The organism is Candidatus Njordibacter sp. Uisw_058 (genome assembly GCF_047730065.1).
Classification (GTDB): domain Bacteria; phylum Pseudomonadota; class Gammaproteobacteria; order Pseudomonadales; family Balneatricaceae; genus Njordibacter.
This window is the reverse complement of sequence record NZ_CP159829.1, coordinates 1,144,998-1,169,411: the sequence shown is the minus strand read 5'-3', so window position 1 is coordinate 1,169,411 and position 24,414 is coordinate 1,144,998. Positions and strand designations below refer to the sequence as shown.

At 44.4% G+C, this 24,414-nt stretch carries 22 protein-coding genes and 1 pseudogene; 5 read left to right on the top strand and 18 right to left on the bottom strand.

Going from position 1 to position 24,414, the window contains the following annotated elements:
- Window positions 1-27: 27 nt before the first annotated feature.
- On the bottom strand, window positions 28-303 hold the full coding sequence (locus ABXT59_RS05410) for an FmdB family zinc ribbon protein (RefSeq protein WP_443638183.1): 276 nt from the start codon (window positions 301-303) through the stop codon (window positions 28-30).
- A gap of 204 nt (window positions 304-507) precedes the next feature.
- Here ABXT59_RS05410 and ABXT59_RS05405 point away from each other — a divergent pair, with 204 nt between their 5' ends.
- The 4 genes from ABXT59_RS05405 (at window position 508) to ABXT59_RS05390 (ending at window position 3,964) form a co-directional block, all read left to right on the top strand.
- Window positions 508-2,241: a proline--tRNA ligase gene (locus tag ABXT59_RS05405; protein WP_443638182.1), complete on the top strand. Its 1,734-nt coding sequence runs from the start codon at window positions 508-510 to the stop codon at window positions 2,239-2,241.
- On the top strand, window positions 2,238-2,591 hold the full coding sequence (arsC, locus tag ABXT59_RS05400; protein WP_443638181.1) for an arsenate reductase (glutaredoxin): 354 nt from the start codon (window positions 2,238-2,240) through the stop codon (window positions 2,589-2,591). Before ABXT59_RS05405 ends, arsC begins: the two co-directional genes overlap by 4 nt.
- Window positions 2,591-2,965: a DUF2069 domain-containing protein gene (locus tag ABXT59_RS05395; protein WP_443638180.1), complete on the top strand. Its 375-nt coding sequence runs from the start codon at window positions 2,591-2,593 to the stop codon at window positions 2,963-2,965. Before arsC ends, ABXT59_RS05395 begins: the two co-directional genes overlap by 1 nt.
- A 129-nt stretch (window positions 2,966-3,094) precedes the next feature.
- Window positions 3,095-3,964, top strand: coding sequence for a cation diffusion facilitator family transporter (locus tag ABXT59_RS05390; protein WP_443638179.1), 870 nt, complete (start codon window positions 3,095-3,097; stop codon window positions 3,962-3,964).
- Between the two features lie 241 nt (window positions 3,965-4,205).
- Here the strand turns inward: ABXT59_RS05390 and rluB are convergent, their stop codons facing one another.
- Genes rluB through ABXT59_RS05370 form a run of 4 tightly spaced genes read right to left on the bottom strand, consistent with a single transcriptional unit; the run spans window position 4,206 to window position 7,361 of the window.
- Window positions 4,206-5,084: a 23S rRNA pseudouridine(2605) synthase RluB gene (rluB, locus tag ABXT59_RS05385; RefSeq protein WP_443638178.1), complete on the bottom strand. Its 879-nt coding sequence runs from the start codon at window positions 5,082-5,084 to the stop codon at window positions 4,206-4,208.
- Window positions 5,085-5,126: 42 nt separating this feature from the next.
- On the bottom strand, window positions 5,127-5,729 hold the full coding sequence (gene scpB / locus ABXT59_RS05380) for an SMC-Scp complex subunit ScpB (RefSeq protein WP_443638177.1): 603 nt from the start codon (window positions 5,727-5,729) through the stop codon (window positions 5,127-5,129).
- Entirely contained in the window at window positions 5,726-6,523 is a 798-nt protein-coding gene (locus ABXT59_RS05375) for a segregation and condensation protein A (protein WP_443638176.1), read from the bottom strand. Before ABXT59_RS05375 ends, scpB begins: the two co-directional genes overlap by 4 nt.
- Before the next feature lies 1 nt (window position 6,524).
- Window positions 6,525-7,361, bottom strand: coding sequence for a PHP domain-containing protein (locus tag ABXT59_RS05370; protein ID WP_443638175.1), 837 nt, complete (start codon window positions 7,359-7,361; stop codon window positions 6,525-6,527).
- A 203-nt stretch (window positions 7,362-7,564) separates the two neighbouring features.
- Between ABXT59_RS05370 and ABXT59_RS05365 the strand changes: the two genes are divergently transcribed.
- The gene (locus tag ABXT59_RS05365) at window positions 7,565-7,960 is read left to right on the top strand and encodes an H-NS histone family protein (RefSeq protein WP_443638174.1); all 396 of its coding nucleotides are present in this window, start codon (window positions 7,565-7,567) and stop codon (window positions 7,958-7,960) included.
- Here the strand turns inward: ABXT59_RS05365 and pgi are convergent.
- The 13 genes and pseudogenes from pgi to ccmA form a co-directional block, all read right to left on the bottom strand.
- A pseudogene (pgi, locus tag ABXT59_RS05360) lies at window positions 7,957-9,639 on the bottom strand (glucose-6-phosphate isomerase). The gene ABXT59_RS05365 and the pseudogene pgi sit on opposite strands and share 4 nt — an antisense overlap.
- A gap of 117 nt (window positions 9,640-9,756) precedes the next feature.
- The gene (ligA, locus tag ABXT59_RS05355) at window positions 9,757-11,790 is read right to left on the bottom strand and encodes an NAD-dependent DNA ligase LigA (RefSeq protein ID WP_443638173.1); all 2,034 of its coding nucleotides are present in this window, start codon (window positions 11,788-11,790) and stop codon (window positions 9,757-9,759) included.
- 39 nt (window positions 11,791-11,829) lie between these two features.
- Window positions 11,830-13,488, bottom strand: a complete 1,659-nt coding sequence (gene zipA, locus ABXT59_RS05350; protein ID WP_443638172.1) for a cell division protein ZipA — start codon at window positions 13,486-13,488, stop codon at window positions 11,830-11,832.
- 203 nt (window positions 13,489-13,691) lie between these two features.
- Window positions 13,692-17,210 (bottom strand): chromosome segregation protein SMC, encoded by a 3,519-nt coding sequence (gene smc / locus ABXT59_RS05345; protein ID WP_443638171.1) that lies wholly within the window; start codon window positions 17,208-17,210, stop codon window positions 13,692-13,694.
- Window positions 17,211-17,245: 35 nt separating this feature from the next.
- Window positions 17,246-18,481 carry a c-type cytochrome biogenesis protein CcmI gene (gene ccmI / locus ABXT59_RS05340; protein ID WP_443638170.1) on the bottom strand — a complete coding sequence of 412 codons (1,236 nt, stop codon included), beginning with the start codon at window positions 18,479-18,481 and terminating at the stop codon, window positions 17,246-17,248.
- The gene (locus ABXT59_RS05335) at window positions 18,474-18,965 is read right to left on the bottom strand and encodes a cytochrome c-type biogenesis protein (protein WP_443638169.1); all 492 of its coding nucleotides are present in this window, start codon (window positions 18,963-18,965) and stop codon (window positions 18,474-18,476) included. The genes ccmI and ABXT59_RS05335 overlap by 8 nt, the downstream gene beginning before the upstream one ends.
- On the bottom strand, window positions 18,965-19,513 hold the full coding sequence (locus tag ABXT59_RS05330; protein WP_443638168.1) for a DsbE family thiol:disulfide interchange protein: 549 nt from the start codon (window positions 19,511-19,513) through the stop codon (window positions 18,965-18,967). Before ABXT59_RS05330 ends, ABXT59_RS05335 begins: the two co-directional genes overlap by 1 nt.
- A complete protein-coding gene (locus ABXT59_RS05325) occupies window positions 19,510-21,465 on the bottom strand; it encodes a heme lyase CcmF/NrfE family subunit (protein WP_443638167.1) in 1,956 nt (651 codons plus the stop codon). Before ABXT59_RS05325 ends, ABXT59_RS05330 begins: the two co-directional genes overlap by 4 nt.
- On the bottom strand, window positions 21,462-21,959 hold the full coding sequence (ccmE, locus tag ABXT59_RS05320; RefSeq protein ID WP_443638556.1) for a cytochrome c maturation protein CcmE: 498 nt from the start codon (window positions 21,957-21,959) through the stop codon (window positions 21,462-21,464). Before ccmE ends, ABXT59_RS05325 begins: the two co-directional genes overlap by 4 nt.
- Before the next feature lie 23 nt (window positions 21,960-21,982).
- Entirely contained in the window at window positions 21,983-22,120 is a 138-nt protein-coding gene (ccmD, locus tag ABXT59_RS05315; RefSeq protein WP_443638554.1) for a heme exporter protein CcmD, read from the bottom strand.
- Between the two features lie 32 nt (window positions 22,121-22,152).
- A complete protein-coding gene (locus ABXT59_RS05310) occupies window positions 22,153-22,920 on the bottom strand; it encodes a heme ABC transporter permease (RefSeq protein ID WP_443638166.1) in 768 nt (255 codons plus the stop codon).
- Window positions 22,921-22,982: 62 nt separating this feature from the next.
- Window positions 22,983-23,630 (bottom strand): heme exporter protein CcmB, encoded by a 648-nt coding sequence (ccmB, locus tag ABXT59_RS05305; RefSeq protein WP_443638165.1) that lies wholly within the window; start codon window positions 23,628-23,630, stop codon window positions 22,983-22,985.
- Window positions 23,631-23,638: 8 nt separating this feature from the next.
- Window positions 23,639-24,301, bottom strand: coding sequence for a cytochrome c biogenesis heme-transporting ATPase CcmA (gene ccmA, locus ABXT59_RS05300; protein ID WP_443638164.1), 663 nt, complete (start codon window positions 24,299-24,301; stop codon window positions 23,639-23,641).
- Window positions 24,302-24,414 lie beyond the last annotated feature (113 nt).

Below are 24,414 nucleotides of genomic sequence, written 5' to 3'. Positions count from 1 at the left end.
AAAATTAAATCGTTTTAATGGTTATGTTTAATCATTGGCAGCGTTCACACTTTTTACGCTACTAGCCGCATTAATCTCGCTACTCGTTTTTTTTGTATCACCTGCTAAATTCTTCTTAGCGCCGGTTTTAAAGTCCGTTTCATACCAGCCTTGGCCTTTGAGTCTAAAACCTGCCGCTGATACTTGCTTACGATAATGATTTTTGCCACATTCGGGGCAATCTGTTAACGGCGCATCGCTTAATTTTTGCAATACGTCTTTGCCAAAACCACAATCTTGGCATAGGTATTCGTAGATAGGCATGGTGTATTCCAGCAGAACATCTCAAAACCCGAAATTATAACCCATTCCAAGTCCCCAACGGCAGTAGAAAATGCACCTTTATCCTACATTCATCCAACTATTACCCATTTATTGTTAATTTAACCACCAAAGGCATTTATCCCGCGGCCATGGCAACATACAATAGCTCTTCATCATTTTCGTTTTTATTGGATTTACTCACCCATGCGCGCCAGTCAATTTTTAATTGCCACCCAAAAAGAAACCCCTGCAGACGCCGAAGTTATCAGCCATCAACTCATGCTTCGTGCTGGCTTAATCCGCCGTTTGGCTTCAGGTTTATACACTTGGTTACCCATGGGCCTGCGCAGCATTAGAAAGGTTGAGCGCATTGTTAGGGAGGAACTAGACGCCGCAGGTGCGCAAGAATTATTAATGCCCGCTGTGCAACCCGCTGAATTATGGCAAGAGTCTGGTCGTTGGCAACAGTATGGTCCAGAACTTTTACGCTTAAAAGATCGTCATCAGCGTGATTTTTGTGTTGGCCCCACCCATGAAGAGGTGATTACTGACATGATGCGCAAGGAAGTTCGCAGTTATAAAAGCTTGCCCATGAACTTTTACCAGATTCAAACTAAGTTTCGGGATGAGGTGCGACCTCGTTTTGGTGTCATGCGCTCCCGTGAATTCATTATGAAAGACGCTTACTCTTTTCACTTAGATCAACAATCTTTGCAACAAACCTACGATACGATGCACCTGGCCTACACCAATATATTTACTCGTTTAGGGTTAAACTTTCGAGCAGTGCGAGCAGATTCTGGCAGCATCGGTGGCGACGCGTCACAAGAATTTCATGTGTTAGCTCAGTCAGGTGAAGATGATATTGCCTTCAGTAATGATCCGAGTAGTCACTTTGCAGCTAACATAGAAACAGCTGAAGCCATGCTCCCTAAGGCGCCTCGAGCGGCCCCAAGCAAGGCCATGGAAATGGTCCATACTCCTGATCAAAAAACGATACAAAGCGTCTGTGAATTTTTGGGCCTAGCAGCCACCCAAAGCTTAAAAACCCTAGTGGTTCTTGGCCACGAAGATGATAATGGTCAACAGCCATTAGTGGCCCTAGTCCTGCGCGGTGACCACACCATGAATGAAATTAAAGTGGAGAAGCACCCTCTTATTGCTAGCCCACTGACCATGGCACCTGAACAGCGTATTGTTGATGAATTAAACACAACACCCGGTTCAATTGGACCGGTGGGTTTATCCATCTCAATTATCGCTGACCGCGCCGCCACCGTAATGAGCGATTTCACAGCGGGCGCAAATCTGCCTGGTTACCACCATACAAACCTCAACTGGGAACGCGACTGTGGCTACACCCAAATTGCAGATATTAGGAATGTCGTAGAAGGCGATCCAAGCCCTTGTGGACATGGCAATATCGAGATCAAACGGGGTATTGAAGTAGGCCATATTTTCCAATTAGGTGATAAATACTCACAAGCGATGAATGCCACGGTGTTGAATGAAAATGGTAAACCTCAGTTTATGCAAATGGGGTGTTATGGTATTGGTATTACCCGCATCGTTGCAGCCGCTATTGAACAGAACTTTGATGAAAATGGTATCATGTGGCCCCTTGCCCTTGCGCCTTTTGAGGTTGCACTTATTCCCCTTAACTACGAAAAATCTGCAGCGGTGCGTGAGGCTACAGATTCCCTCTATAGTGATTTTAAGGTCGCTGGTATCGATGTTATTATGGACGATCGCGCAATGCGACCAGGGGTCAAATTTGCCGACGCTGAGCTAATAGGCATACCTCATCGTATCGTCATTGGAGACCGCGGTATCGATAGTGGCACATTAGAATATCGCGACCGAAGAGCTGAAGCTAACGAAGACCTGCCTTTAACGGAGGCCTTAAACTTTGTTAAGGCTAAACTAGGACATCGATGATGAGCGTTACTTTATATCATAACCCTCGCTGTTCTAAATCTCGGGCTACCCTAGCTTTATTAGAGGCCCAAGGTGTTGTTGCAAAAATCCGCTTATACCTTGAACAAGTGCCCAGTTCCGATGAGTTGACAAACTTGTTATCCATGCTCGATATGGATGACGCTCGACAACTGATGCGTCAGGGAGAAGAAGCCTACAAGTTAGAACATCTAGCCAACACTCAATTATCTCAGTCCGAATTAATCACCGCCATGATCAAGCATCCAAAGCTAATCGAAAGGCCCATTGTTGTCCATCAAGGCCAAGCTCGGATTGGTCGACCACCTAAATCAGTTTTGGAGATTTTATAATGCAGTACCAGCAGAAACGGAAGTTCTCACGGATGGTTAGTGTCGGTGCCTATATCGCACTCATCGCCTACTTTGTGATCAGCACCCTGTCCCAAACCTATGCTGAGATCGGCAGTCTTGTGATTATTGGCATCAAGTGTTTCCCCTTACTTGGCTTTGGGTTAGCTATGTATAAGCAGCACCTGCGCCAGATGGCATGGATGTGTTTTGTCTTACTCATTTATTTCACTATAGAAATTATGTACGTACCCGTTAATGGCGCCTTGGGGGCCTTAATTATCACTCTACTTTACACTAGCACTATGCTCCACATTCGCTGGCATAACCGTGCCCATGAAGAAGCCAACGGGTTAGCTAGTATGGACCAAAAATAGGATACGTCTGAGATAGATAACCGCTGATCACATCTATTAACTGACCAGCTTTAGTTTCAGTCTTAGCCAAGTTGTATTGGTGTTTGATAAAGTTAACTCAGACCAAACTTGTTGATCTATACTTTAAGCATGACATACAGCCAACTCATCAAACTCGCTACCTGGGCATCTGTTGTTGCTGCCATTAGCTTAATTGGCGTCAAAACATGGGGCTGGGATCAAACGCAAAGCGTCAGTTTACTGGCTTCATTGATTGATTCCACCATGGATAGCGCCGCTTCATTAATCAATTTTTTTGCCATACGTTATGCCATGGCTCCTGCTGACAAGGAGCATCGCTTTGGACACGGCAAGGCAGAAGCACTTGCGGGTCTTGCTCAAGCATTATTGATTTTAGTTTCCATTGGTTTGCTACTTACACAGACTTTAGGTCGCTTATGGAATCCACTGGTGGTCGAAAATACTCCAATTGGCATAAGTATTATGCTGGTTAGCATGGTCCTTACCGGAGCGTTAGTCGTCTTCCAGTGGTACGTTGTCAAACGCACCCAATCTAATGCTATTAAGGCTGACTCACTGCATTACACGTCAGATTTTTTGATGAATTTTGGCGTCATAATAGCCCTTTTTCTTGCAAGTATTGGCTATCATGGAGCAGACCCTTACTTTGCATTAAGTATTGGTGCCTTCGTCGTTTATAGCGCTTGGGGTATCGCACAATCGGCTTTTCACTTGCTCTTAGACCACGAGTTGAGTGATGAACAAAGGCACCTCATTACTCAACTGGCCCTGACACAACCCCAAGTTATTGGAATGCATGATCTACGCAGCAGGCAATCGGGTCACATGCAGTTCATTCAATTGCATTTAGAACTGCAAGAAGACATGCTTCTACTAGAGGCACACGGCGTAGCAGAAGCATTAGAACACCGTATTATGGCTGTGTTTCCATATGCTGACGTGATTATTCATCTAGACCCAGTGAGTGCGGCGGATTGAAATAGTTGAACAGAGGTGACGATCGGTTGATTAAGCTTAGCAAGGCCCAGTAGGCTCTAATAAAAACGTCACACTATTGAAAAATATCACACGATGGAAAAAGGTTATACCGAGGCACAGAAAAAAGGCTTTTAAAACGAACCAAATTAGCAATAGCATTGGCAGTACAAAAGGATGCTCATTAGAGCAACTGAATGAACAAATAGTTAACTCAGATGCTTTGCAAGCAATTTTGTGTGGGTTAGGCGTGACGACGGGTACGTTGACGTTTCTGCTGACGATCAAAGCTTTCTTGCTCTTTAGGCAAACGGCGTTTCACTTTCTTTGGGCGCATACCTACGAATTGAGAAAGTGCGTTGATGTCCGGTTGTGGCATTTCCATCCACATGCCAGCCCTAAGCTGGGGTGGTAAAAATACGTTACCATATCGCACCCGTTTTAAGCGGTTAACACGCAAACCTTGAGACTCCCACAAACGACGTACTTCGCGGTTACGGCCTTCCATGATAACCACATGATACCAGCGGTTAATTCCCTCACCACCAAATTCTTGTATGTCATTGAAACGCGCCATACCATCATCGAGTAAAACCCCTTGGTGCATGGTATTAACTTGTTCCATAGTCACATGCCCCATGACACGGACAGCATATTCTCGTTCAATAGTCGTTGAGGGGTGCATTAATGCATTAGCCAACTCACCGTCTGTGGTGAATAGCAAAAGCCCTGAAGTATTGATATCTAAGCGACCCACAGCAATCCAGCGCTCACCTTTGAGACGCGGCAACTTGTCAAACACTGTGGAGCGATTCTCTGGGTCTGAGCGGGTAACAATTTCACCTTCTGGCTTATTATAAATAAGCACACGGCGTTCTATGTTAGTAGGTGACACGATGTCAAGTTGTTTACCATCTACAGAAATATGGTCCCGCCAAGTAACACGATCACCTAGCTGAGCTTTTTCTTTGTTAATGGTAACTCGACCTGCAGCAATCCAACGTTCCATTTCGCGGCGCGAACCTACCCCCGCTCGAGCCAATACTTTTTGAAGTTTTTCGTCAGTGGTTTTTTGTTCAACAGCTTCTAGAGAGTCTTCCGGAGGAAGGTTTTGATCTGTCATGATAATCCCATCAATACAGTTAATAATTATCTCGATTATAGCTTAATGGATGGGTTCCGTCACGACCTCGATTTCTTGCTGCTGTGGCTGCTTCAATTTAGCTGGGGCCATAGTAGTCTCATCCCACGACTCCAATTCATCAAGAGCGGGCAAATCACTGAGTTGTTTGAGGCTGAAGTGATCCAAAAATTCTTTGGTGGTGGCAAATAACTCAGGGCGACCAGGCACCTCTTTGTGCCCAACACTGCGTATCCAACTGCGCTCTAACATGGTTTGAATGATTGGAGAACTCACCCCTACACCACGTATTGCCTCAATTTCTCCTCGCGTAATGGGTTGTTGATAGGCAATAATAGATAAGGTTTCGAGCAAAGCCCTAGAGTATCTTTGAGGTTTTTCTTGCCACAGGCGGGCCACCCAAAGGGCATAATCTTGAAGCACTTGAAACCGAAATCCAGAAGCGACTTCAACCAACTGAAACCCTCGCCCTTGATGGCTCTCTTGCAATTGCCTAAGAGTGTTCCTAATGCGTTTTTTGTCAACACCATCATGTTCATCAAATAATTCACCTAATCGTTCAACGCTTAAGGGTTTATCTGCTGCTAATAAGACGGCTTCCAATACCGGTGCGAGTTCAATAATCATAAACTAAGCTCCTGATTTGGGGATTCATTGTATCCTCCTAGACTTACGTGAATGGGTCCATACTCTTGGGCTTGAATCAACTTAATCAAGTTTTCTTTAACTAACTCCATCATTGCCAAGAAAGTAACAATCACACCCATACGGCCTTCTGATATGGTGAACAGGAGATGGAATGGCATGAACTGTTGCACTTGCAGTTGTGCCATCAAACTAGACATTCGCTCTCGCGTAGAAAGTCGTTCACGGGATATGGTGTGATGTTCATACATATCACACCGCTTGAGGACATCACTATAGGCGGCGAGCAACTCTTCCATTAGCACAGTCGGTTGGGGGCGAACTTTTTTAACATTGGGCATGTCCATCTTGACAGGAAAATTATCCCGCCCCATGCGAGGTAATTCCGCCACTCTTTCTGAGGCGTTTTTGAAACGTTCATATTCTTGTAACTGCTTTATTAATCGAACCCTTGGGTCTTCCTCATCATCTTCCATGGCTTGGGTCCGAGGCAGTAAACTACGACTTTTTATTTCTGCTAGGGTGGCCGCCATGACAAGGTACTCCCCTGCTAATTCAAATTGACTGGATTCCATTAATTCAATATAAGCAATATATTGATTAGTAATTTTTGACACATCTATATTAAGAATATCTAAATTGTGGCGTCTAATTAAATATAATAATAAGTCTAGGGGTCCTTCAAACGTCGTTTCTAAAATAACTTGCAAGGCGTGGGGAGGAATATAAAGATCGACGGGCAATTCATATTCTTTTCCTTCTACCCTAATTTCCATCTTAAAATAACTCCCAAACTGGCCTACAAGCTTTAGGTAAGCTTGGGTATTGGCCTAACTTTACCCATTTATAGTCTGGATTATGAAAGTCACTGCCCACAGAGGCATGAAATCCAAATTCATCACAAACTGCAGCCATTTCTTCAGCTACTCCAGGCACTTGATTACCAGCACACACCTCAATTGCCTGACCTCCTGCATCTGAAAAATCTGCCATTAAACGTCGACGCTTGGTGCGGGTCATTTTATAACGACTGGGGTGGGCCAACACGGCCACACCCCCAGCGGCATTGATCCACTCAACTACGCACTCTAAATCAGGCCAGACACTAGAAATATCACCCACTTTACCAGCCCCTAGATACTTATTGAACGCTTGGCCTACACTTGACACTAAGCCTTCATCGACCATGTGTTGTGCAATATGTGGTCGACCCACTTGGCCATCTCCAGCCAATATCATTGCACCTTGCGTAATGTCTGGAAAACCTCGTTGCAATAACTTTTTAGCAATTGTTTTTACTCGTTCTATACGCAATTGAGTTTGATGCTTTACTGCGGCGGTGATCGCTGTTGAGTGTATATCAATATTTAAACCCACGATATGTACACCCATATTATTCCACTGACTAGAAAGTTCTATTCCTTTTATGATGTTAATTTTTTCAGTAGCGTAACTTTTATTATTTTCAGTTAATTGCAAGTGTGCTTGAACCGTATCGTGGTCTGTAATTGCAAGGTGGGTTATACCCCGCTCAATGGCCAATGCTATTAATGCCTGAGCCGATAAACTACCATCTGAGTATTTGGTATGACTGTGTAAATCGTATTTAATCATTATTATAATTTTTTAATTTAATTTAATTTAATTTTATCTTATTTAAATGGAAATTGAATTATTCTCAGGTTCCAAATGCAAAAAAAATGAATCATTTAATTAATGGTTATTTAATAGTTTCGAAGTTATTTTCGAAGCCAATAAAGATCATCACTCAATCCAACTTACATGCCTTACTGAGGGCAATTAATAATGGGACCATTATGACTGAATTTACTGAAATTACCCGTAATAAAAGCCGTTTTAGATCAGCTTGCAAAGGCATGAGCCTGAAACAATTAAAGTCCATGGCTAACCACTTATCTGAGTTTATCGAAAAAAGAGCTCAAGAAGAAGTAGCCCTGGCTGAGCAGGCTGCCAAAAAACATAAAGAGAAGCAAGCCATACTCACTTCCATTGCTAAAGCTGGACTGACCCCAGAAGATTTTTTTGCTACCGATTTACCTAAGATTAAAAAACCTCGCAAGCCCGTAGCACCACAATACCGTATTAAAGATGCGCAAGGTTTAAAGCACGAATGGTCTGGCCGAGGACGCACTCCCAAGGCCTTCGAACTCTATTTTAACAATGGTGGTAGCAAAAATAGCTGCCGTATTTAAGTGTGATGCCTAAACACATGATTCAATAAGCCTTCAGTAGAGGCGTCAAATTTAGTGTCTTCTGGAGATGACGTGCCTGCCTGCCTGTTTTGTATGGCGCTAAGAGTGGTTTTAGCAATTTGTTTGCCTAGTTCGACGCCCCACTGATCAAAGGGATTAATATCCCACACCACGGCCTGCACAAATACCTTATGCTCATATAATGCAATTAATTGACCCAGACTTTCTGGCGTTAGTTCATCGAACATGAGAGTGCTAGATCCATGGTTATCAGGATACAAACGGTCTGGCGAAGCAGCCAGGCTTTGCTCCCAGGTCAGCACCTCATCACCTAACATCAGTACTCTTGATTGAGCCACACAATTGGCCAGATTTAAAGCTTGTTGATACTCTAATTGGTTGCGTGTGGCTTGAGTATATTCCCTCAACGTTTTGCGTTTTACAGGAACAATAAAGTCGGCATAATAGGCGGGTGAGCCTTGGTGTAATAATTGAAAAAAAGCATGCTGCGCGTTAGCTCCAACGTCCCCCCAAATCACTGGGCTGGTGTCAAAATCAACTCTTTCGCCAGCGTTAGTGACCAACTTTCCATTACTTTCCATTTCTAACTGGCTCAGGTAATTGGGCAATAACTTCAGCCGCCCATCATAAGGCAAAATAGTGTGGGCCTTTAAACCTAAAAAATTGATGTTCCATATACCAATTAACGCCAACATCACAGGTAAATTTTCCCGCAAGCTTGCGCTTTGAAAGTGCTCATCCATAGCATGAGCGCCCTTCAGCAACTGCTTAAAGCTAGCCATGCCTAATTTAATAGCAATAGGTAAGCCAATACCACTCCACAAGGAGTAACGGCCACCTACCCAATCCCATAAAGCAATCTGATTTTCTTCAGGTATACCCCAAACCGCCATTCGTTCGGGGAAAGCACTGCACCCCACAAGATGGTGCTGGCCAATCAAGTTATCACTGGGTATTTTCTTGCGCAACCAAGCACGTGCCGTTTCTGCATTGGCTAAGGTATCGATCGTCGTGAAGGTTTTGGAAGCGATAATAAATAACGTTGAAGCTTGATCTAGGTGCTGCAACATCTCTGCTAGTTGGCTACCATCCATCGAAGAGACAAACATCACCCCCAGTGGAAACTTGGTTTCTACAGAAAATTCATCTAAGGCATGGCAAACCATATGAGGCCCAATATCAGAGCCTCCCACACCTATATTTACGACTGTGGTAATCGGCTATCCAGAGTAACCAAACCACTGGCCTTGCTGTATTTTTACGGCAATTCTTTCCATCTCCAACAAGTTTTTATCAACTAACTGGTTCACGGACTGACCATCTACTTGAACATCACTATATTGATCTGAAGATGCGGCTCTTAAGGCCGTATGCAAAGCGGGCCTGAGTTCAGAACGATTAACCTCACCACCGCTAGTGAGTGCTTTAGAAGCGAGGCCTAGGCCTTGTTGTTGGGCTAATTCAATAAGCAAAGTGAGTGTTTCAGGGCTGAGTCTTTGCTTGGATAAATCCAATAACAAGGTTTGTGTGGATAACGAAAGGTCATTAAAACGCTCAGGGCCTGCGTTATTGAATAATTGTTTCAAGGAATAAGGCAAAATATCTTTTTGCAGGTGTGCTTCTAGAGCCTGCCAAGCCAGACTTTGTTTTACTGTCATGGTGGTTCTTTTCCTTTTAACTCAAAATAATATTTAATTAAATATTCAACTAATATTTGACTAATACTCATTCAAAAGCAAAATAACTTGGCACATCTGTGATTAAAGCCAAGTCCCTCAAGCTTGAGCATTAGCCATCATCATCTGTACTTGAGATTCATCTAGCACTGGCACTTTAAGATCCAGCGCCTTCACCAACTTAGACCCTGCTTTATCTCCCGCCACCAAATAATCTGTTTTTTTGGAGACGCTTGATGCCACCTTGGCACCTAATTCTTGTAATTGAATCTTCAACTCTTCTCGAGAAACACTCGTTAAGGTGCCTGTAATCACGAAGCAAATATCCTTAAATGGCAAGTTTTGCTGTTCAGTGTCTACGGGGTCAAATTCTGGCCAAGTGACGCCTAAATTTTGCAGTTTATCAATTACAGCCAGCGTTTCATTATCAGTAAAAAAGTGAAAGATTCGCTGAGCTACGATTGGACCCACGTCTTCAACGGCCAATAAGCTTTGGATATCTGCCGCTTTAATATTGTCTAGTGCACCAAAGTGCAGCGCTAAACTGCGCGCCGTAGCCTCTCCAACTTCACGTATGCCTAGGCTAAATAAAAATTTAGCCAAACTTGTGGATTTGCTTTTTTGTAAAGCAGAAAGAAGATTATTAGCAGATTTTTCTCCCATACGATCCATCGCTATTAGCGCAGTCTGATCTAAGGCATATAAATCTGCAATATGCTTTACTCTGCCCGATTCAACTAAGCTTTGAACTTGCTTTTCACCCAAGCCATCAATGTCCATTGCTTTGCGAGACACAAAATGTTTGATGGCTTGTACAATTTGAGCAGCACAACTTAAGCCATTGACGCATCTTAATGCAGTTTCGCCATCCTCCCTCTCGACAGGACCTTTACACTTAGGGCAAGTTAAGGGCGCCTCTACGACCTGTGCATTCGCTTGTCGCCGTTCTAACACTACTTTGACGACCTTGGGAATGACGTCACCAGCGCGGCGTACAATCACCGTATCGCCTATGTGGAGATCTAAACGTTGTATTTCATCCATATTATGTAAGGTGGCATTACTCACGGTCACTCCACCGACAAATACTGGCTCTAATCGAGCCACTGGCGTGACTGCTCCAGTCCGTCCTACCTGAAATTCAACTTTTAATACACGCGTCATTTCTTCTTGAGCTGGAAATTTATGGGCAATGGCCCATCGAGGGGCGCGCGCAACAAAACCTAAACTTTTTTGCAGTTCCAATTCATCAACCTTAAAAACAATACCATCAATTTCATAGGCTAAATGACTCCGTTTGACTGCCAATGCTTGGTAATAGTCTAAACAGGCTTCAATTCCTAGCACCCGACGCATTTCAGCATTAATTTTAAATCCCCAGACCTGCAATTGGTGCAAAATATCGAAATGTTGCGGGGGTAAAGGGCTTTCTTCACTGACCAGACCAATGCTATAGGCACACATCTCTAGAGGCCTTTGCGCTGTTATTCTGCTATCCAGTTGACGCAAGCTTCCAGCAGCAGTATTGCGGGGGTTAACGTAAGTCTTGAGCCCTTGTTCAACTAATTTTGTATTGAGGGCTTCAAAGCCCACACTAGGCATATAGACTTCACCTCTTACTTCGAGGGTTTCAGGCCAGTTTTTACCAATTAAACGCAGCGGAACTGAATCAAGGGTGCGGATATTTTGGGTAATGTCTTCACCACGACTGCCATCACCCCGTGTGGCTGCGGTGACTAACATGCCTTTTTCATAGGTAAGACTTACAGCAATGCCATCCAGCTTAGGTTCGCAGGCATACGCAATCGGCTGGTCTAGGGGCCGTTGAAGATATTTATTCAAACGTTCTCTAACACGACGATCAAAATCACATAAATCATCCCCATTAAAAACGTTATCTAGAGAAAGCATGGGAATTGCGTGGGTGACTTGTTTAAAACTCTCAAGGGGTTTGTCTCCCACTCTTTGGCTTGGAGAGTCAGCAGTTACCCATTGCGGGTTAGCTTTTTCGATGGTTAAAAGTTGTTGCATCAGCCGATCATACTCAGCATCAGGAACTCTGGGATCATCAAGTATGTAGTAGCTGTGATTATGCTCGCGCAATTGGTCTTTAATGACGTCGAGTTGCGTCATAAGCGTATTTGACATCGTTATTTTTAAACTATTAGAGAGTTAGAGTTGTGCACGACGTGTCAAATGACGTCGCTCAAAATCACGGATTTGCTGGCGACAATGGGCAATGGTCTGTGGACGCATAACGCTGCGTTGCTCGTCAAGTACGCCACCCCCAAGGTTACTCGCCAAACACTGGGCAGTTTCAAGCATATAGTCAAAGGCCTGCATACTATCTTGAGCCATTGGCAGACCCAAAAAGAAGACCACTCCTGGGGTATGCAAATGATTTATATCACCTAGGTCAAAGGTACCTGGTTCCATCATATTGGCCATACTGAATTGGGTTTTACCTAACCTTAGTCCATCTTCGAAGCGATGGAAGATCTCCATTTCTCCAAACACCATGCCGCATGCTTTGACCAATTGAAGCAATTGAGGCCCATAGAAACCTTGGCGATCGTTGGCTGTGACAAAAATACTAATGACTTGCTCAACATCTGTCCCATGGTGTGCACCTTCTTCTTCAACAGCATCTAACGCTTCTTGTTCTGCCACTCGCTTTCGACTCAATAGTTTTTTACCAAAGGTCATGGAAGTGACCTTCGCAAAACGTTTGGAGAGGCTTTGATCTTCGCTGCACTCAGTCAAAACATCCGAGTCATGCACGGAAACCTCTTTTGCATATAATTCTTCAATCCCTGTATCACTAAACAAGATATCATCACTGGTTTCAAGTAAATCATGACCTACACTACTTTTGACCGTGACCAGTGAAGTGAGATCCTGCTCAGCAAATAAATCACTTTGTACCATTGAATTAGTTTCTACCAGTTCATGAACTGGCCGAGTAGGGTCAAAGTCTGAACTGGCTAAAATAACGTCTGGCGTATCCGGTATAAGGTTTTGCTCATCGCTAACATTAGTTAATGCTTCTATTTCTTCGCTTGATAAGCTGATGGGGGTCCGATCAAGAATAAAGTGTTCTTTACCAACATCCATATCACTACTTTCATCTCGACTCTCAATGACAGCTCTACCCTCTGTCATAACCTCTGTCATAATCTCTGCCGCACCCAATGTCACATCCAAATTTATGTCCGACTGCTCGCCTGTTATTTCAGCGCTGGCAGCTGAATCAGTAATGCAATCAGTGGCAAAGTCAGAGGTAAATTCAAATTCATCTTCTACCGGTAAGTCCATTACCACAGGATCTGCAACCGTCAAGTCTTGCGGCACTAATTCGGCTAAAGCAGGGTCGGCTAATTCAACTAAATCTGGGTTTGCCAATTCAACTAAAGCTAAGTCTTCAAACACAACTTCACCCACATCGGGGTGCTCAGTCTCAAGTTCTTCGGCAACTTCATGTTGTTCTATAGATTCTGTCAAAGGAGGGGTAGTGCTCGTTAACTGGGTAACTTTAGGGACTTCATCAACCAAAGTTTCTGCTTGCAGATTTACAGCTTCTAAATTACCAGTCGGTTCGAGGTCAATGTTTGTGATTTCGACAGTCACTGCTAGTTTGCGTTCAGCAGTCACAACGCGCGCGCCGCCATTAGGTAACTCACTGCTGTAAGTTACTACAGGCAGGTCACAGTAGCTTTCGTCTATATCAATCTTCAACGCTGCATGGCTCACGAACATACGCCGCACACCATCTATTACGACGGCCACAAAAGTTAAACCACCAAACATCAATAACCACGTTGTTAATGCCATAAGAATTTCTATTTTTAAAAATTATTATTATGCTGCAAAGCACGCAAAGTCGTATTTAACTATACCTTCTAAATAATAGATATAAAACCTTTAGGCCTTGTTTTTATAGTGTTATTTGATAATACGCCCATTAAAAGCGATAAAAACGATAAATAAACACTAAATAAATACTAAATGGATACTTGATGCATACTTGATGAATGCTAAACAGCTAAAGTTTGATCTGTCATGTTAATAGCTTGGTCTACGTCCACTGTCACGACTCTGGACACCCCAGCTTCTTGCATAGTGACGCCCAACAACTGGGTTGCCATTTCCATGGCAATTTTATTATGGCTAATATAGATAAATTGCACCTGAGCTGACATTTCTTTTACAAGGCGAGCATAGCGCTCTACATTGGCGTCATCTAAGGGTGCATCCACTTCATCTAACATACAAAAAGGTGACGGGTTGAGCTGAAATATGGAAAAAACTAGGGCTATTGCAGTCAATGCTTTTTCTCCACCTGACAACAAATGAATACTACTGTTTCTTTTGCCAGGGGGCTGCGCCATGATAGTCACACCCGTCGATAACATGTCGTCATCAGTAAGTTCAAGCGAAGCCCGCCCGCCTCCAAATACTTTGGGAAATAGGCTACCTAAACTCTCGTTTACTGTGTCAAATGTTTGTTTAAATCGAGCCCGTGTTTCTTTATCAATTTTTTGCATAGCTTGTTCTAAACTATCTAAAGCGTCAATTACTTCATCGTGCTGCAGATCAAGAAAGGCTTTGCGCTCTTGTTGCAACTTATATTCTTCAATCGCAACTAAGTTGATCGCACCAAGGCGCTTGATGCGGTTCTGGCACTGCTCTAGTAAGCGACTTAACTGCTCTTGATCAATAGTCTCCGGTAGTATTTCTGCCAATTTTTCTACCAGTACGTTTTGCTCTATCATCAATTTTTTAATATGTTCTGCATTAACCTCTAACTCGCGTTCAATTAAACGTTCATCTTGCAACACCCGATCAGCTTGTTGAATCTCATTGTCTTGTTGAAGCTGCTGTTTTTCAAGCTGGCGCATCACCTGTTCTAATTGGTTAATGCCACGCCGCCCTTGCTCCATTTTAGTCTCTGCTTCCACACGCAAAGTAAGCAGTCTCTCCAGTTGCTCCGCCAAGCTCTTCTCAGATCCATCATCTAGTTGTTGCTGGCTGCCAACCCTAGATTCAATCTCGGTTTGTTTATCACGCCACTGAGCACGTTGTTCGTGCAAACGTTCAACAGAACGACCTAAACTGGTTATCTGCGCCAGCACACTGTCTTTGCGTGCCTGCAGTTGCATCACTTGTTGCTGCTTTTGACTAAACTCGAGCCTAACTTGCCCAAGTTGCGTCTCTACAGATTCTTTATCAACTTCTAAGTCTGGCAAGTTTAATTGTGTGCTTTCAAGCGCTAGTTCGTGCTCACCCAACTGCTCTTGAAGCAATGCTATTTCTTCGTCTGAGTCTTCTAGCCGCTGAGTTTGCTGCTGTATCCGTTGTTGTAAATTTTGCTGCTGTGCCAAGCCCTGCTGACTTTGTTGTTGCAAAAGAGCAAGCGCCTGCTGTTTCTGCTGCGCTTGATGCTGGCCTTGCTGCTGGGCTTCACGCGTTTGGGTTAAGGTTTTTTCAAGCTCTACAGTTTCTTCTCTGGCCTGTGTTAGTGTGTCTTGGGTGATTTTTTGATGAGCCCGCAGCGCTGCTTCTTGAGTCGACAAAGCTTGCACTTGTTGCTTGCGCCCAAGCACTCCAGTCACACTGCCCTCTCGGGGCGGCGTGCGCACCCAGCCATGACCTATCCAAAGACCGTCAGGCAAAATGACACTGGCATAAATCGGTAAACTGGCTAACAAGTCATTTGCCTCATGCCAGTTATTAGCCAAGAACACGTGAGCTAATAAACCCTGTAAGCCAAAAGGCACGGTGACCTTATCAACTAAACTTGGATGCGCATTAATGGGTTTTGTAGAATTTTGATGCTGCTGCGGTACAAAGAGTGTTAAGCCTCTGGCAGCAATTAATTGGTCAACATTTTGGTCAGGCATTTGACCCAACAAGTAGCCTCCCAACCAATCTTGTAAAACGTGCTCCACAGCCACTTCCCATTGAGGATCCACTTGCATAGTGTCGACGAGCTTTTGGTCAACTTCTGCCTGCCAATCTGCAGGCAAGTCTGGCGCTTCTCGTTCAGCCTCTGCTAGAAGCAAGCGCAATGATGCCAATTGCCCAGCCAGCATACCTAATTCCTGCACTTGCCCGTCTAACGCCTCTTGTTGCCCACGCTCTTCTTGTTTCAGGGCTTCTAACTCTGTTTCCAAATTTAACAACTGCTCCTTAAAAAGCTGTTGTTGTTGTTTTTGCTGATCAAGTTGGGCTCCTAATAAATCAATGTCGTCTTCATTTGCAAAACTTAGATTTTCCAGTTCACTGGCGCTTGTTTGGCGATCTTGTCGCGCTTGGCTAGCCTGCTGTTGTTGATGTTGCAAACCTGTTTTGGCAACCTCTATGATGCGTTTTAAGTGACTCGTTTGATCACTTTTTTGCTGCCACTGAAGTTGCCAATATTGACGCTCTTCCTCTTTTTCTTGCACATGGGTCTCGGCTTCAAATAACTGTTCAGAGGCTAATTCAGCATCTAGTTCGAGCTGTTCTTGTTGCTGGCTGAGTTGGTTAAGCTCGTTACCATCTGCAGTGCATGCCTCATCGATACGTTGCAACTGCTCTAGTGCTTCAGTCTCATCGGCTTGCCAACGCTTTTGTTGTTGTTGCTGGTACTCGATGGTTTGTTCTAAACGCGCTATGTCTGCACCCAAACCATAAAACCCACCCTGCTGCTCGGTAAAACTATCATTCAACAAAGCCAAGTCGTTTTTTTGCACGTCCATTTGCACTAAACGCGTGTCTTGCTCACTTTTTTGCAAAACAATTTGTTCTTCAATGCGACCCATATTGATGCGTTGATCTATCAACTTTTGGCGTAACTCACGCCATTGTAAGGCCGCTAATTGAGACTTATGTTGGCGCTCATTCTGTTTTAGTTCGGTATATTGTTCTGCAGCTGTGGCTTGCTGTTTAAGGGTTTCTAATTGACGGCCTAGCTCTTCTCTAATATCCTGCAAGCGCGCTAGGTTTTCACGGCTGCGGCTAATGCGGTTGGCAGTGTCACGTCGGCGCTCTTTATAACGAGAAATACCAGCGGCCTCCTCAATATAAACTCGCAATTCTTCAGGACGTGATTCGATCAGGCGAGAAATCATACCCTGTTCAATAATAGAATAACTACGAGGACCTAGACCTGTTCCTAAAAACAAATCTGTCACGTCTCTTCGGCGGCACTTTTGACCATTTAAATAATAAGTCGATTGTCCTTCACGAGTAACCTTGCGACGGATGGAGACTTCATTGTAACTGGCAAATTCACCCGCTAAAGTGCGGTCATGATTATCAAACACTAATTCAATCGTTGCTTGACCAACGGGTTGTCGACTACTTGAACCATTAAAAATAACGTCCGTCGCGTTCTCACCCCGCAGGTTTTTGGCAGAACTTTCTCCCATAACCCAACGAACCGCATCAATAATATTAGATTTTCCACAGCCGTTGGGGCCAACCACAGCACAAAGGTTCCCTGGTAAAAGGACCTTAGTAGGGTCGACAAAAGATTTAAAACCGGCTAATTTGATGCTCTTTAGGCGCATCCATTCACTCTAGAGTTAGTATTTTTGATGCTAGACTACTTCAGGATTTGGTCGATGGTCAAATAAACTGTTTTATTTTCCGCATTAATATCACTGCCATCGATCATCACGTCCAAGGTTTGACTTACCAAATCACCAGACTTTTGACCCGGAACACCAGCTAATGCAATATGGGCAATAAATTTTAGAGATTTATAATCAGCCAAACGTGTACCCACCTGAAGCGCCATTGAATTGGTAAAAAGCACGTCAAGGGGCAGATCATTAGGGTCTAATTTACTAGCAAATAGTGGCATGCCTGCCTCAGATTCTCTAGCATAAACAAAAAGCACCGCTTGGGTTGAGGCCGGAATAGATAGACCATTGGCCAAAGACACCTTTACTGCTAGGGACTCCCCTTGGCTATGACTGGAATCTTTATTAAGCATTTGTTGGGCGCTTGCAATACCGGATTCTAGTGAAACTCTACCTTGTCCCTCACCAGCCCTGGGTAACGCACGTTGCCAAAACTGTATAGCCGCATCATAACTTGCATTTTCAAAGGCTTGAATACCCAACAAACTTAAAGCTGACACATCTTTTGGGTCTTGTGACATTGCCTCAGCAATGGCTTGATTAACTCTTTGATTAAATTCACCTTCATTAAAAAACACCGCTTGTGCATACTGCCCCAGAAGAGCAGCGTGCTGACGACTACCTGCTTCCACAAAGCTTAACGCTTGCTCAAACGCTTTAATGCCCATCGCTGTCTGCTCTAATTGCATATAACTATTGGCCAATAAATACCATCCTTCCGGATTATTGGGTTGTTCCTGCAAAGCCTCTTCAAGTCCGCTTATTAACAACTTCAATGACGGTGCAGAGGCAGCAATCGAACGTGTATTTTTTAAGTTATAACTTTGTTGCAAGCCACTGTAGGATCCTAATTGAAAATAGGTCACTAAGCCCGCAGCTGGAATCACTAGGGCGACCAACAGCAATAATAAGCCACCTGCATGATTGGCTGACTTGTTGGAGCCAGATGCCGCTGAAGTGTCTAATAATAACGTGCGCTGCATTTCAGCCAAAGCTTGATCGTAATCACTGCGATTGATTTGTGCAGAAGCAAGTTCTTGCTCAAGTTCCATTTTTTTAGCACGATAAAGTGAGACTACGGCATCATTTCTATTATTAGCAAGCGCTGACATAGGCAAGGGCCGCCACCAAGCCCAAAGTACAAATCCGCTTGTTAGGCATAATAAAAAAACAATCGCAGCCCAAAGTTCAATCATTTTTTAAATCCCTGTGCTGAGCTTGGTTGTCTGCTAAAAGTTGTTCTATTTGTTGTTGCTCCTTGGGTGTCAACATTGCACCCTGGCCTGAGGTTTTGCGACCAAAAAACCACAGCGCCCACAAACCAAGCAATACCATGCCAAATGGAGCCAGCCACAGCACCAAAGTGCCTTTATTAAAAGGCGGATCATAGAGAATAAATTCACCATAACGCTGCACCATAAAGTCTGTAATTTGACGATCAGTCTGACCCGTCTTGATCAACATTTGTAACTGCCCACGCAAATCCTTCGCAATAATCGAATCTGAATCTGCTAAACTTTGATTTTGACATTTTGGACAACGTAACACGGTAGTTAGGTCAACAAAACGTTGTGCCATTTCTGGTTCTGCAAATTCATAAGAGCCAACACCAGCTTGCACCAGTGGTGAGGCCCAACTCATGAAACCTAATAACAGGGTCACTGTAATACTTTTTAACATCAGTTCTTGGCCTCTAACAAACTGAGATAATGGCTACGCAACTGTGGCCAAGTTCGCTCATTTAGTTCTCCAGTGAGTTTATCAAGTACTACTCCTTGGGCATCAATTAAGTATGTTTCCGGGGCTCCAACTACACCCAACTCAATCCCAAGAGCACCGTTTGGATCAAACACTGAAAACACATAAGGGTTGCCTAGGTCTTGCAGCCATTGCTGCGCTGCATCTTTTTGGTCATGATAATTAACCCCAAAGATGCGAACATTATCTTGTTGTGCAATAGTGTTTAGAAATTCATGCTCAGCCCGACAGGTAGGACACCAAGTGGCCCAGACATTGACAAGAGCTGGCTGGCCAAGCATGTCAGCTTGAGACACAGTTCGACCAGGAGAATCCAGTGTTTGGCCACTAAACTCAGGTAATGTTTGACCAATCAAACTTGATTCAGTGTTGTTAGGGTCCTGGCCAATTCCTTGGTAGAGAAATAACCCCAGTGCGAAGGCCATCACCATGGGCGACACCATCAGTAGTCGCTTTGCAGTGTGAGTCATATTATAGCTCCATCAGTGGTAGGTTTAGTTCGTCGATAGCGTTTGTCCCAAACAGCGAGCATGCCACCTAATGCCATCATCAGCGCCCCAAGCCAGATCCAACGAATCAAGGGCTTGATATGCAATCGCATGGCCCAAGCTCCATCAGATAAAGGTTCGCCCATAGCCACATAAATATCTCGACTCAGGGCTGGATCAATAGACGCCTCAGTCATGACTTGCCCACGACTCGTGTAAGTGCGTTTTTGAGGCAACAAATAGGCGACAAAATCACGGTCCTTGACGACCTTGACTTGGCCCTCAACCGCAGTAAAGTTGGGCCCTATTACGTCTTGCACACCCATAAAGGTAAATTCATACTGACCCAGCGTAGCTTGATCACCAACACCCATGCGTAAATCTTTTTGTACCGAGTAATGACTGACAACAGCAATACCCAAGGCCATCACTCCTACGCCAAGGTGTGCCATCAACATGCCGTAGTAGCCAGGGTTTAATTGCCGCAAACCGCGCCACCAATTTTGGTGCCGCAACCGACGGCTCAGGTCAACCCAAGAGGCTGCCAACAACCACACCAATAATGCAGCCGCTAAAGCGGTCGAGGCATTAAATTCACCCGCATAAGCAAAAGGAAATGCAAGCCCTAGGACCACAGCTATAAGCGCAGGTGAGCGTAATAATCGCAATAACTCGGTGGGGTTTATGCGCTTCCATTTTGAACCCAAACCAAATCCCATGGCCACCACCAAAAGCACCATTAAAGGCACAAAAGCAGCATTAAAATAGGGCGGTCCCACAGAAATTTTACCGCCTCCCAAAGCATCTAAAAATAAAGGATACAAAGTGCCTAGTAAGATGGTGAGGGCCGCAATCACAAGTAACACATTGTTCGATAGTAGAAACGTTTCACGAGACCAAAAACGATAACCTACCTGACTTTCTACCGTGGTTGCGCGCAAAGCAAACAACAGTAAAGAGCCTCCCACTGTAATGGCCAACAGCACCAAAACAAAGTAGCCACGATCAGGATCTGAAGCAAATGCGTGTACTGAAGTGAGTACCCCTGAGCGCACTAGAAAAGTACCTAGCAGACTCAAGCTAAAGGCTAGGATCGCAAGTAATAAGGTCCAGTTTTTAAACAAACCTCGTTTTTCTGATACAGCCAATGAGTGAAGCAACGCCGTACCCACCAACCAAGGCATAAAGGAGGCATTTTCAACAGGATCCCAAAACCACCAACCACCCCAGCCGAGCTCATAGTAGGCCCACCAGCTGCCAAGCGCGATGCCTGCTGTTAAAAAAGCCCAAGCAACACTGGTCCATGGGCGCGACCAACGCACCCATGCTGCATCATAATGACCATCTAACAAAGCGGCTATCGCAAACGCAAAAGCTACAGAAAATCCAACATAACCCATGTATAACATAGGTGGGTGAACGATCAGGCCAAAATCCTGCAATAGAGGATTTAAATCTGCTCCTTGAAGGGCCGCCTCTGGCAATAAACGCCAAAAAGGATTACTCGTAAGCAAAGTGAAGGATATAAAACCCACCCCTATCATGCCCATGACTGCCAACACTCTAGCTTGCATAATGAGGGGCAGCGTCTTGCTCAAAAGACTAACCGCCATAGTCCACATACCAAGGATTACCACCCAAAGTAATAATGACCCTTCATGACCACCCCAAACTGCACTAATTTTGTATTGCATGGGCAGAGCCGTATTGGAATTCTGTGCTACGTAGCGCACACTAAAGTCATCCTGGGCAAAGGCCACGGTTAACATTGCAAAGGCAATGAGCAGCATGACGCCCAGTCCAACGGAAAGGGGTTTAGCACTCAGCATGAGGCGGGTTTGACCAGTGTAAGAACCCAACATTGGCAGCAGACTTAAACTCACAGCTAAGAACAAAGACAATATTAAGGCAACGTTACCAATTTCTGGGATCATTTGGATGTCTCGCTTTGAGTAGGTATGAGGGTATCCTCAGTATTGAGGGACTGCGTTACTAAACTGGCAGCCCGCGCATCATCCAGGGCTTGAGTCACCTCTGGCGGCATGTAGTTTTCATCATGTTTGGCTAACACTTCATCGGCTAAAAAAATACCGTTCTCATTGAGCTCACCTTGGGCCACAATGCCTTGCCCTTCGCGAAACAGGTCAGGCAGTATGCCCGTATAATTCACCTCAACATCTTCCACAAAATCAGTAATAAGAAAACGCACACTCAAGCTGTCTGCATCACGCACTAAACTGCCTTCCCTTACCATACCACCCGCCCTGATACGCTGATGCGCTGGCGCCTTTCCTTGAGCCATATCGGATGGCGAAAAAAACAGATTTATATTCTGTGACAAGGCATAAAGCACCAAGCCTACGATCACGCCTACTCCACACAAGAGGCCAAGGATGAGTAATAGTTTATTTCGTCTTTTTGGGTGCATCAACATTATTGTTTGCCTTTTAATTACTGGTTACGTCGTGCGAAGGCTTTAACTTGCTTGAGGGCCCTTAATCTTTGGCCTCGAGCAAGCCAAACATTGATGCCTAAAAGAGAAAAAAACAACCCATAACAAGACCAAACGTAAGGTCCATGTCCTGCCATATTCCAAAACTCAGTTAACGATTCAAAATACACTATTTTGCTCCTTGAATATCCGCATGCTGCATAAGCCAAACTGAACCTGACTGGGTTTCTAGTATTTGCGCCCGTGTGCGCATCAATACCACCAATGCAAACAAGCAATAACAACCTAACACCATCAAAAGAAGAGGCAAATACATATCTGCAGGCATACTTGGCTTAGCCGTTAAGGTAAAACTTGAAGTTTGGTGCAAGGTATTCCACCATTCCACCGAATACTTAATAATAGGGATATTGATCGTTCCTACAATAGCCAAAATAGCACTGGCTTTGCCGGCAACTTGACGTTCACTTATGGCTTGATTTAAGGCGATGACGCCAGCGTAAAGAAACAGCAACACTAGGGTTGAGGTCAGTCGAGCGTCCCACACCCAGTAGGCACCCCAGGTTGGTTTACCCCAGATAGCACCCGTTATTAATGCAATCAAGGTAAAGGATGCTCCCATCGCTATGCAACTGCGCGCGACCATAAAGGCCACTTTCATCTTCCAAACCATACCCACTGCACCAGCCACAGCCATACCTAAAAATACCGACTGTGCCAAAATAGCGGCAGGCACATGCACATACATAATGCGAAAACTATTGCCCTGTTGATAATCTGCTGGGGCAAAAGCCAGTCCCCACACTGAACCCCAAATTAGCAATACTGCAGTTGCCAAAGCAAGCCATGGCTGAAGGCGACCAGCAATGTCATAAAACCATTTAGGCGACCCCATTTGATGGAACCAACGGGGCATACGCCAGATAGACTGGGTCATAAATACCATCTCTTTTAGTAGGTTCCAATAATGAAACTTTAATTTCTTAATTAAGGCCTATGTTACAACTTTAACGCTGAGCCAGCGGCCCAAGGAGCTACCATTAAGGCCAATACCAACATCGCTCCCAATAGCGCCATGTGGCCACTCACAGCCAAGCCCTGAGCTGCGGCCACCACACTTGATGTGCCAAAAATAAGAACTGGCACATACAAAGGCAAAATGAGCAGTGTCAACAAAATTCCTCCACCTCTAACTCCAGTAACCAAGGCAGCACCAATGGCACCCAATAAACTCAGGGTGGGCGTGCCCAGAAGCAGGCTTAGCATTAAAACAGGTACGGCTTGGCTTGGCAAAAATAGCATTGAAGCTATCACAGGGGAGATTAAAATTAGGGGTAAGCCACTCACTAACCAATGCACAAACACTTTGGCCAGCACTAAACTCCAACTTGGATAAGGCGCTAACAATAATTGCTCCAAACTACCGTCATCATGATCTAGCTTGAATAATAATTCCAAAGATAGCAAAGTCGCGAGCATTGCTGCCACCCATATCATACCCGCAGCGGTTTTAGATAAGAGTGTGGCTTCAGGACTAATGCCCAAAGGAAATAACGCAATCACTAATAGAAAAAATACTAACGGATTTAGGATTTCAGAGGGTTGCCGGACTAAAAGTAATAGGTCGCGATGGATAATAGTTAGCATGAATTTAATCATCTTAATGCCTGACCATTAGCTTTATTCTTTGACTGGGACTGAGGGCCATATAAACTCAGATCTAACGTTTTAACATGCGGCAAAGTGATGGCTTGATGGCTGGTCATTATTACCGTACCACCTGCAGAGGTGTGCTGGTGTAACCAGTTTTGCTCATCAACGATGCCTTGTTGGTCTATGGAGGTGAAGGGTTCATCAAGTACCCATAAATCGACTTTACATACATGCAAACGAGCTAAAGCAACCCTTCTCTTTTGACCCGCAGACAGCTGCGCTACCATCGTCTCTTCGTAACCCTTTAGACCCACTTTTTCCAAAGCAGTGTAACGCTGTTGCTGAGTTGAGAACCCATCTAACCCAACCAGCCAAGTCAAATTTTCATCTGCTGTAAGCTGTTCTTTGAGGCCCAACTTGTGACCAATGTAAATCATCTTAACCATATTATCGGAATATAAAACTTGCCCCGTATCTACAGCATGAAGGCCTGCAACCTGGCGCAACAAGGTGGTTTTTCCTGCGCCATTGATGCCCTTAATGTGCCACAACTCACCCGCTTTAACGGCAAAATTAAGATCACTGTATAAAATACGTAAATCCCGCTCACAAGCTAGATCACTGACATTCAAAAAGTGGGATGTGGTGGGTAAATCAAAAGACACAATGGCTAACTCAACACAATTGAATGACTTTAGTATATCTGCTTAGGACGAAAATGAGAATCAAGTTAAGTACTACAATGAGTAAAGTAAGGTATAGGGATATAAGGGTATAA

Excerpts from the sequence above, each read along its gene's own strand:
- ligA (WP_443638173.1), bottom strand. The coding sequence starts at position 11,790 with ATGACGCAACTCGACGTCATTAAAGACCAATTGCGCGAGCATAATCAC.
- ABXT59_RS05370 (WP_443638175.1), bottom strand. The coding sequence starts at position 7,361 with ATGATTAAATACGATTTACACAGTCATACCAAATACTCAGATGGTAGT.
- ABXT59_RS05365 (WP_443638174.1), top strand. The coding sequence starts at position 7,565 with ATGACTGAATTTACTGAAATTACCCGTAATAAAAGCCGTTTTAGATCA.
- ABXT59_RS05335 (WP_443638169.1), bottom strand. The coding sequence starts at position 18,965 with ATGTTAAAAAGTATTACAGTGACCCTGTTATTAGGTTTCATGAGTTGG.
- ABXT59_RS05395 (WP_443638180.1), top strand. The coding sequence starts at position 2,591 with ATGCAGTACCAGCAGAAACGGAAGTTCTCACGGATGGTTAGTGTCGGT.
- ccmD (WP_443638554.1), bottom strand. The coding sequence starts at position 22,120 with ATGGCAGGACATGGACCTTACGTTTGGTCTTGTTATGGGTTGTTTTTT.
- ABXT59_RS05405 (WP_443638182.1), top strand. The coding sequence starts at position 508 with ATGCGCGCCAGTCAATTTTTAATTGCCACCCAAAAAGAAACCCCTGCA.
- smc (WP_443638171.1), bottom strand. The coding sequence starts at position 17,210 with ATGCGCCTAAAGAGCATCAAATTAGCCGGTTTTAAATCTTTTGTCGAC.
- ABXT59_RS05375 (WP_443638176.1), bottom strand. The coding sequence starts at position 6,523 with ATGGAAATTAGGGTAGAAGGAAAAGAATATGAATTGCCCGTCGATCTT.
- arsC (WP_443638181.1), top strand. The coding sequence starts at position 2,238 with ATGATGAGCGTTACTTTATATCATAACCCTCGCTGTTCTAAATCTCGG.
- ccmB (WP_443638165.1), bottom strand. The coding sequence starts at position 23,630 with ATGCTAACTATTATCCATCGCGACCTATTACTTTTAGTCCGGCAACCC.
- rluB (WP_443638178.1), bottom strand. The coding sequence starts at position 5,084 with ATGACAGATCAAAACCTTCCTCCGGAAGACTCTCTAGAAGCTGTTGAA.
- ABXT59_RS05410 (WP_443638183.1), bottom strand. The coding sequence starts at position 303 with ATGCCTATCTACGAATACCTATGCCAAGATTGTGGTTTTGGCAAAGAC.
- ABXT59_RS05330 (WP_443638168.1), bottom strand. The coding sequence starts at position 19,513 with ATGACTCACACTGCAAAGCGACTACTGATGGTGTCGCCCATGGTGATG.
- ABXT59_RS05325 (WP_443638167.1), bottom strand. The coding sequence starts at position 21,465 with ATGATCCCAGAAATTGGTAACGTTGCCTTAATATTGTCTTTGTTCTTA.
- scpB (WP_443638177.1), bottom strand. The coding sequence starts at position 5,729 with ATGATTATTGAACTCGCACCGGTATTGGAAGCCGTCTTATTAGCAGCA.
- ABXT59_RS05310 (WP_443638166.1), bottom strand. The coding sequence starts at position 22,920 with ATGACCCAGTCTATCTGGCGTATGCCCCGTTGGTTCCATCAAATGGGG.
- zipA (WP_443638172.1), bottom strand. The coding sequence starts at position 13,488 with ATGGCATTAACAACGTGGTTATTGATGTTTGGTGGTTTAACTTTTGTG.
- ABXT59_RS05390 (WP_443638179.1), top strand. The coding sequence starts at position 3,095 with ATGACATACAGCCAACTCATCAAACTCGCTACCTGGGCATCTGTTGTT.
- ccmE (WP_443638556.1), bottom strand. The coding sequence starts at position 21,959 with ATGCACCCAAAAAGACGAAATAAACTATTACTCATCCTTGGCCTCTTG.
- ccmI (WP_443638170.1), bottom strand. The coding sequence starts at position 18,481 with ATGATTGAACTTTGGGCTGCGATTGTTTTTTTATTATGCCTAACAAGC.